The sequence below is a fragment of the Oleiphilus sp. HI0080 genome (assembly GCF_001635135.1).
Genome location: NZ_LWFU01000574.1, coordinates 1 through 7318 on the forward strand (window position 1 = coordinate 1; position 7318 = coordinate 7318).

Here is a 7318-nt window from a genome sequence, read left to right on the forward strand (position 1 = left end):
TTGGGAATGATTCGGTCGCTGTGTATGCGGGCAATCCCAACGTTCACAACTACGGAAATTTGACGCACGGGCGCCTGCTCAGAAAAGCATTAGCTACGAAAAGTAATTTTTCGGCTACCTCGTTAGATCAATTACCCCATCATTTCGTTGCAATGCATCTATTCGGACACCAGTTTCTTGTTCCTGTCCCGGATATTGATCGAACGGACTATATGCTGATATTCGGTGCTAATCCGGTAGCATCAAATGGCAGCATGATGACTGTGCCTGACGTAAAGAATCGTTTAAAAGCGATTCAAAAACGCGGCGGAAAGTTTGTCGTTGTCGACCCTCGTCGTTCAGAAACGGCCGCGCTTGCTGACGAGCATTTGTTCGTAAAACCTTCTGCTGATGTATATGTGCTTTTGGCATTTCTGAAACATGTGATTTCTAAGGTCGAAAACGAAGAATTCATTGAGTCTGTTCCAGTTGTTGGCTTGAGTGAGTTAACGGCATTGGTAGCGCCATTCAGCTTTGATTTGGCCGAGCGAAAAAGTGGCGTTTCGGCTGCGGACCAACAGCGTGTTATTGAGGAGTTTATGTGCGCGCCGACTGCAGTTCTATATGGCAGGATGGGGGTGTCTGTTCAGCAATATGGGACGATTTGTCAGTGGGCTATTCATTTGATTAATCTACTGACGGGAAATTTGGATCGACCTGGTGGCGCGATGTTTCCCTCGTCTGCAGTAGGTTATGTTCGGCCTGGTGAGCCAAGTCCGGGACATTTCGCCCGCTACCACACTAGAGTGAGCGGCTTGCCGGAGTTTGCCGGTGAATTTCCAAGCACCGCTCTTGCTGAGGAAATCCTTACTCCCGGAGACGGGCAGTTTAGGGCTCTTTACACGTTGGCAGGCAACCCTGTTTTATCGGCACCGAATGGTCGCCAATTGGACACAGCGCTTGAAAGCTTAGATTTAATGGTTGCTTTGGACTTTTACTTGAACGAGACGACGCGTCACGCCGATTATATCCTTCCTCCAACTGGCCCGCTCGAGCATGATCACTATGACGTTGCGTTTTTCCGGCTTGCGATACGTGATGTTGCACGATTTAACAGCGAAGTTTTTCCTCGTCCAGAAGGCGCATTGCATGACTGGGAGATTCTATCTGGATTGGCAAAAGCGCTCTCTGATGCGAAACAGCTCTCCTTTAAACCGTTAGTCGAGCCCAAGATGCTAATGGATATGGGCATGCAGATGGGGCCGTATGGGAAAAGCGCGGGCAGTGAATATGAGTTGTCATTAGAAACACTCAAGAAACACCCAAGTGGTATTGATTTGGGTCCTTTGAAGCCAGGATTAAGTCAGCGTATTTGTACTGCGGACAAAGCAGTGCAGCTAGTGATTCACTCGTTAGTTGATCCGATTAAAGCGCTATCTCTCGACGCTGAAACAGAGCAAAACACATCGTATGATATGAGACTGATCGGTCGACGACATGTTCGCAGCAACAACTCTTGGATGCATAATTCACATCGACTCGTTAAAGGGCCAGTGCGCTACCATGCGCTTGTGCATCCCTCAGATATGGAGCGCCTTGGCATTGAAGACGGCGGCTTAATCGAGGTCGAGACCCGGGTCGGGAAAGAGCGGGTCGCAGTCAAGGCTTCTGATGAAGTTATGCAGGGGGTTGTTAGTATTCCTCACGGCTGGGGTCATAACCGCTCCGGTACTCGCTTGAATATCGCAGAGCAGCACGCCGGTGTGAGTGTGAATGATCTGGTGGACGATAAAGTGTATGACCCTGTGACCGGCAATGCAGCGCTCAATGGAGTCCTTTGCCGAATTTCAGCGGTCGATTAAGCCCCAGCGCTATAGGCTATTGCTAAGTAGAACGTCTGACGACTTTTAGCCACATGCCATCTTTGTTATTCAAGGTGACATGAGGCTGAGGTTCTACCTTTGTTCTCGCGCAAAGCTCAAAGCGAAAGCTTTTCAGCAACAATGCTAAGATGATTTTGTTTTCCATCATTGCAAACGAGTTGCCGATGCATACCCGATTCCCACCACCAAATGGCATGTAAGCGTATCGCGGAAGTTTAGACTCGTTCTCTTCACTAAACCTTTCCGGGTTGAAGTGTTCGGGGTTTGGGAAATACTCTGGGTTGTAGTGATTCGCGTAAGGGCTAACAAAGACCCGTTTTCCTTTCTCAAAGAAATAGCCGCCTACCTCGACGTCTTCGATAGCTTGGCGCGTATTAAGTACCCACGCGGGAGGGTATAACCGCATTCCTTCTTTGATAACTTGCTCTACATAAGAGAGCTGATCTAGGTTTTCAAGACAAAGCTCGCTATCGCTTAATAGTTCCATGACCTCTTCATAGGCTCGTTCTTGAAGTTCAGGATGGCTGGCCATCAAATAGAGCACCCAAGTCATTGTATTCGAAGTTGTTTCGTGGCCAGCAGAGAGTAAGGTGACAAGCTCATCCATCAACTGTTCGCGAGACATCTGTGTGCCATCGTCGTATCGCGACTCTAGCAACATGCTCAAAAGGTCATCGCCGGACTCGAAGGTGCCGTCCGCTTTGGTGCGCGCATCAATCATGCCTTGGATTATGTCATGGAGACGTTTCTTTGCTTTTTTCAGGCGTTTGGAGCCTGGCATGGGAATCCAAGAGGGAAGGACATACATGCTTTGAAAACCTTTGTTCATGATTTCTTGTAGTTCATGCATAGACTTTCCAACTTCGCTAGACACCTCACTCATTGTCTCGACATCGTTGTCAAAAAGTGTTTTCGAAACGATAAACAGCGTTAGCTTGAACATGTCATCATTAATGTCACGCTCAGCATCAGTCAGCCAGTCATCAGAATACTGTCTCGTATATCGAATCATGGTATCTGCATAGGATTGAATGCGTCTGAAGTGAAATCCAGGCTGGGTAAGCTTGCGCTGCTTCTTGTGGGACGCAAAATCGTTATTTGTCACCAATCCATTGCCAAGGACATGAGCCATAACGCCAACGTCATTATCCGCTTTCTTGAACTGTGATGCGTGCTTAACAAGTACTTGGTGCGCCATATCCGCACTTGTTACTAAGGAAATGCGTTGTGATGGCATGCAAAAATCGATGATGGGCTGCTTTAACCGGAGCGCCCGTTGTATGAACGCCAGTGGATCTTTACCAAACTCAAGTAAATTTCCAAAAAGAAATGAACCATCAATTACCATTGGGCGTTTTACTTGGGTGTTTTCTTCAAGCACTGGACTGGTGTTTTGCATTATTTTAAGCGTCTTATTTATTAGAGGTTGATCGAGACGATAAAGATAAGCATACGTTTAGCCTATGCTGAAAACACTAAAAAATTGTTGTTTTAGGCGGTCACTAAATTTCGGCGACAGTTTTTGACGCTTTAGCTTGTATCTTACTTAGCAAGAAGAGGTTTACGCATTTGTAAGTCAACTACTGGATAAAAAACTGGACAGATTAAATATCGCTGCACATAATACTGATTAAGCATACAGTATATTGTGGTTGCAAGGATGCGACATAATTCATCACAAATCGATAGGGGAATCAAAATGGAAGGCAACAAGCAAAAGGCACTTAACGCAGCACTCTCTCAAATTGAAAAACAGTTTGGTAAGGGCGCGGTCATGAAAATGGGTGATCAACCAAGAGAAGCTATTCCCGCAGTTTCGACGGGCTCTCTCGGGTTAGATATCGCGTTAGGCATAGGCGGCCTCCCTTATGGTCGAATCGTCGAGATATATGGCCCTGAGAGTTCGGGTAAGACGACGTTGACACTTCAGGTAATCGCTGAAGCGCAGAAGCAGGGTAAAACGTGTGCCTTTGTCGATGCAGAGCACGCACTTGACCCAATCTATGCAGAGAAACTAGGTGTTAATGTTGATGAGTTATTAGTATCGCAACCTGATACCGGGGAGCAAGCGCTCGAAATTGCAGATATGTTGGTTCGCTCTGGTGCTGTCGATGTGATCATTGTTGACTCCGTAGCGGCGCTAACGCCTCGTGCCGAGATTGAGGGTGATATGGGTGATAGTCACATGGGTCTGCAGGCTCGCTTGATGTCACAAGCCTTGCGAAAGATCACAGGCAATATTAAGAATGCCAATTGCCTATGTATCTTTATTAACCAGATTCGAATGAAGATCGGTGTGATGTTTGGCAATCCAGAAACGACGACGGGTGGTAATGCGCTTAAGTTCTATGCATCTGTTCGATTGGATATCCGCCGCACGGGTTCTGTTAAAGTTGGCGATGAGATTGTTGGCAACGAAACGCGCGTAAAAGTGGTGAAAAACAAAGTATCACCACCGTTTAAGCAAGCCGAATTCCAGATCATGTACGGTAAAGGTATTTATCATATGGGTGAAGTGATAGACCTTGGTGTGAAAGAAGGCTTGGTTGATAAAGCAGGCGCTTGGTACGCATACAATGGTGACAAGATTGGTCAAGGTAAGGCAAACGCGGCTAAGTTTCTTGAGGAGAACCCTGAAATTGCTAATGAGATTGAGCAAAAAATTCGAGATAAATTTATGCCAAAAATTGATTCTAAGTCTGGCGGTAAGTCCGAAGAGCTTGCCTTAGAAGTATAGTAATACGTGCTTAAGATTTTCTTGGTTTGTAGAGAAATCTTAGCGACGTTCTGTTTTCTTCCTTATTTGCTAGTAAAGACTTGCCCGCTCAATTGAGCGGGCTTTTTTTGTGCTGAAATTCAACTCTGTGCTTTCTTGTCTTACTCAATATATTCGATGTCATCAAAGGTTTGCTCTTCTGACTCGACTTCGGCATCTAGATTGTCACTTGAGTTATCTTCTAAGTGTAAGCTGTCTAATACCTCAAGAATTTGTATGTCAGCATCCTCGTCTTGAACAATCTCGTTATTTGGGGCAGTCGAATCTGCATCTGTTTCCTCTGATTCTTTATTGGTTTGACGGGTCTCCATCAGCATAAACAGGCTATTGAGCGCCTCATCCAGCGTTGCAGGTGGCAACGATTCATTGTCTGTGATCTGTGCAATGCTATTTATTTTCTCTTTTACCTTAATCAAATAACGTTCTGTTTGCTTTTCGTTCAGTGATAGTAGGAATTTGCTATCCAAAGCTGTTTTATAGGCTCGTTCGGCTTCAAGGCGAGCGTTTTCTGCTTGCGTCGCGATCCCTTTTCTATCCCGAAAGTTGGAGCGAATGTAAATCTCTGTATCGTCAATTAGTATATCGGCACTATTAAAAAGACTAGGGGAAAACTTATCAGCATCTACTTGCTCTGCCTTTTCCAGTGTCGATCTTGCTTGATCCAGCGCAGATGCGAGCAGGGTATCTATTTCAAGAGCATACATGTCTTTACGAACACTAGGCTCCTGATCAATGGCGGCTTTAATGTCATCGTCTTCAATAAGTAGGACAAGTCCTTTTATTTCGCTACTGACGGACTTCCACTCATCTGGCTGCCACTTTGGCGCGTTGAGCTCGATCAGTAGGTTGCGATGCGTCACCAGTTCTTTGAGATTTCGATCTACTTTTTCTCTGGTCGCTTGTGCCTTCTCTAACAGCTTTCTAGACGCAATAAGAGCTCTAACAGGCGAAATTGTGCTTTCGTGTAAGCTATTCAGGGCTGTTTCGGCGTCTTCCAAAGCGTCCAGCGCTGATGCGTAGAAGCTCGGCGAGTAAAATTCTAGGCCTAAATTTTCAGGTCGGCTAAAAAGTGCTGCTGTTCGCTCATAGAGCTGTTCCGGCGAGGAAGTTTCGGCTTCTTCAGGCGGTTCTATGTGGTCATACTTGGGTTTATCGGTGTTGGCGCATCCAGATAATGCAAGTAATAGGGTGCTGATAAGTAGTGTTGGCAAGGCTCGCATAGTAAGCAATTGTTCTTCTTTGGTTCGTTGTTAATGAGGGTCACGCTTAGGCTAAGTTTATCCTGCTTTCACACTTCAAAAAAATGGTTCATTGGCAGATTACGTAAAGGTGGCTTCGAATTGTGTTCAATAAAGCCCTTTGATGAGCGAAGCAATGCGTCGATATAGTCTATGGCAAGTGCACAAGCGTGTTGAAGAGTTTCACCGTGTGCGATGTTGGCGGTGATCGCTGAAGCAAGCGTACAGCCTGTTCCATGCGTATTTTCAGACTCAATGTGGCGATGATGAAAACTCTCGACGTGATGAGGTTGCACGAGATGGTCGATAACCTCGTCACTGCTCACTGCGTGCCCACCTTTTAATAAAATAGCGACGTTGTACTGCATAGCGATGCCTTGCAGATGCCCCAGTGGCTTGGCGTGTTTTTGAACATTAAACAGTGTTTCTGCCTCGATCGTGTTGGGTGTGATCAGAGTAGCCCGCGGAAGAAGGGTGGTTAAGTAACTATTGACCAGCTCTTCTGTTACCCAACTGCTGCCCGAACTGCTCCCTAGTACAGGGTCGACAATCAGTGGTATATGATTGTACTCATCCAGAGCATCAGCCACTGTCTCTATCTGATCGGAAGAAGAGAACATGCCGGTTTTGATCGCTTTGATAGAGTAGTTTTGGAGCAAAGCGTCGAGTTGCGCTTTTATATGGTGGCTAGGAAGTGGCTGAATATCCGTGATGCCTAAATGCGTTTGTGCTGTCGACGCAGTAATGACGCTCATCGCATAACAGTTGTGTGCGGCAAACGTCTTCAGATCAGCTTGTATGCCTGCACCGCCACTGGAGTCTGAGCCTGCTATTGTGATGCATATTGGCGTGTTGCTCACGTAATCCTTTCCAAAACATTCTTGTCGACTTATTCTGTTAGTGAAGCACAACGATTAAGTAAGGAGCAAACATTTTGTTGCTGGGCGCTCGAGTATTTTTGAGCTGTGGGCTGGTGATTTATAGCCTGTCTGCGTATGCATTGAAGCCGGAAGATATTCTCGGTGAATACTGGAAAGATCCCTTATTTGGTGTCGCATCAGCTGAGAGCGTTCATCGGGTTGAGGTGCTTTACAAACTACTGTTTCCTGAACAAATAGAAGTGCTAACGAATCAAAAAACACGCTTTGTCTTTGATAATAGAACAGATGAAGTACACGTATTTCTTTTTTCGGCGGAGCCCGCTGATGCCATGAAAGATGCTGAGTTCAAAGCCTTTGTCGAGGATGAGGTGAGACACGCACGTATGGAGGTAAGTTCCGCAGATGGGCATGTCCATTCAAATACGAATACTGACGCAGCGAAATCGATGGTTGGTACGCTTGCCGACCGGCCTACAATGACCATTCAGCCTCAGGATACGCGCGAAATGATTATCCGCTTTGACACTCCAACGAAGCTGGTTTTACGTTGCGTTATCGAAG

The 7318-nt window shown here is 46.1% G+C and carries 6 protein-coding genes; 3 read left to right on the forward strand and 3 right to left on the reverse strand.

The window, feature by feature from the left end; translation table 11 throughout:
* Positions 1-1841 (forward strand): molybdopterin-dependent oxidoreductase (locus A3751_RS12665; RefSeq protein WP_068456573.1); only part of this gene is annotated, 1841 nt, incomplete at its 5' end.
* 22 nt (positions 1842-1863) lie between these two features.
* Here the strand turns inward: A3751_RS12665 and A3751_RS12670 are convergent.
* Positions 1864-3261 carry a cytochrome P450 gene (locus A3751_RS12670; RefSeq protein ID WP_068456577.1) on the reverse strand — a complete coding sequence of 466 codons (1398 nt, stop codon included), beginning with the start codon at positions 3259-3261 and terminating at the stop codon, positions 1864-1866.
* A 300-nt stretch (positions 3262-3561) separates the two neighbouring features.
* Here A3751_RS12670 and recA point away from each other — a divergent pair, with 300 nt between their 5' ends.
* Positions 3562-4599, forward strand: coding sequence for a recombinase RecA (recA, locus tag A3751_RS12675; protein WP_068456580.1), 1038 nt, complete (start codon positions 3562-3564; stop codon positions 4597-4599).
* Between the two features lie 140 nt (positions 4600-4739).
* On the opposite strand, the gene A3751_RS12680 is transcribed toward recA, so the two are convergent.
* Both A3751_RS12680 and thiD read right to left on the reverse strand, forming a co-directional pair.
* Positions 4740-5867, reverse strand: coding sequence for a hypothetical protein (locus A3751_RS12680; RefSeq protein WP_156492421.1), 1128 nt, complete (start codon positions 5865-5867; stop codon positions 4740-4742).
* 59 nt (positions 5868-5926) lie between these two features.
* Positions 5927-6736: a bifunctional hydroxymethylpyrimidine kinase/phosphomethylpyrimidine kinase gene (gene thiD, locus A3751_RS12685; protein ID WP_068456585.1), complete on the reverse strand. Its 810-nt coding sequence runs from the start codon at positions 6734-6736 to the stop codon at positions 5927-5929.
* 74 nt (positions 6737-6810) lie between these two features.
* On the opposite strand from thiD, the gene A3751_RS12690 reads away from it, so the two are divergent.
* A partial coding sequence (locus A3751_RS12690) for a hypothetical protein (RefSeq protein ID WP_156492422.1) occupies positions 6811-7318 on the forward strand: 508 nt, incomplete at its 3' end.

What these genes read in the sequence shown, in the direction of transcription:
- A3751_RS12670 (WP_068456577.1), bottom strand. Translation starts at nt 3,261, where the DNA reads ATGCAAAACACCAGTCCAGTGCTTGAAGAAAACACCCAAGTAAAACGC.
- recA (WP_068456580.1), top strand. Translation starts at nt 3,562, where the DNA reads ATGGAAGGCAACAAGCAAAAGGCACTTAACGCAGCACTCTCTCAAATT.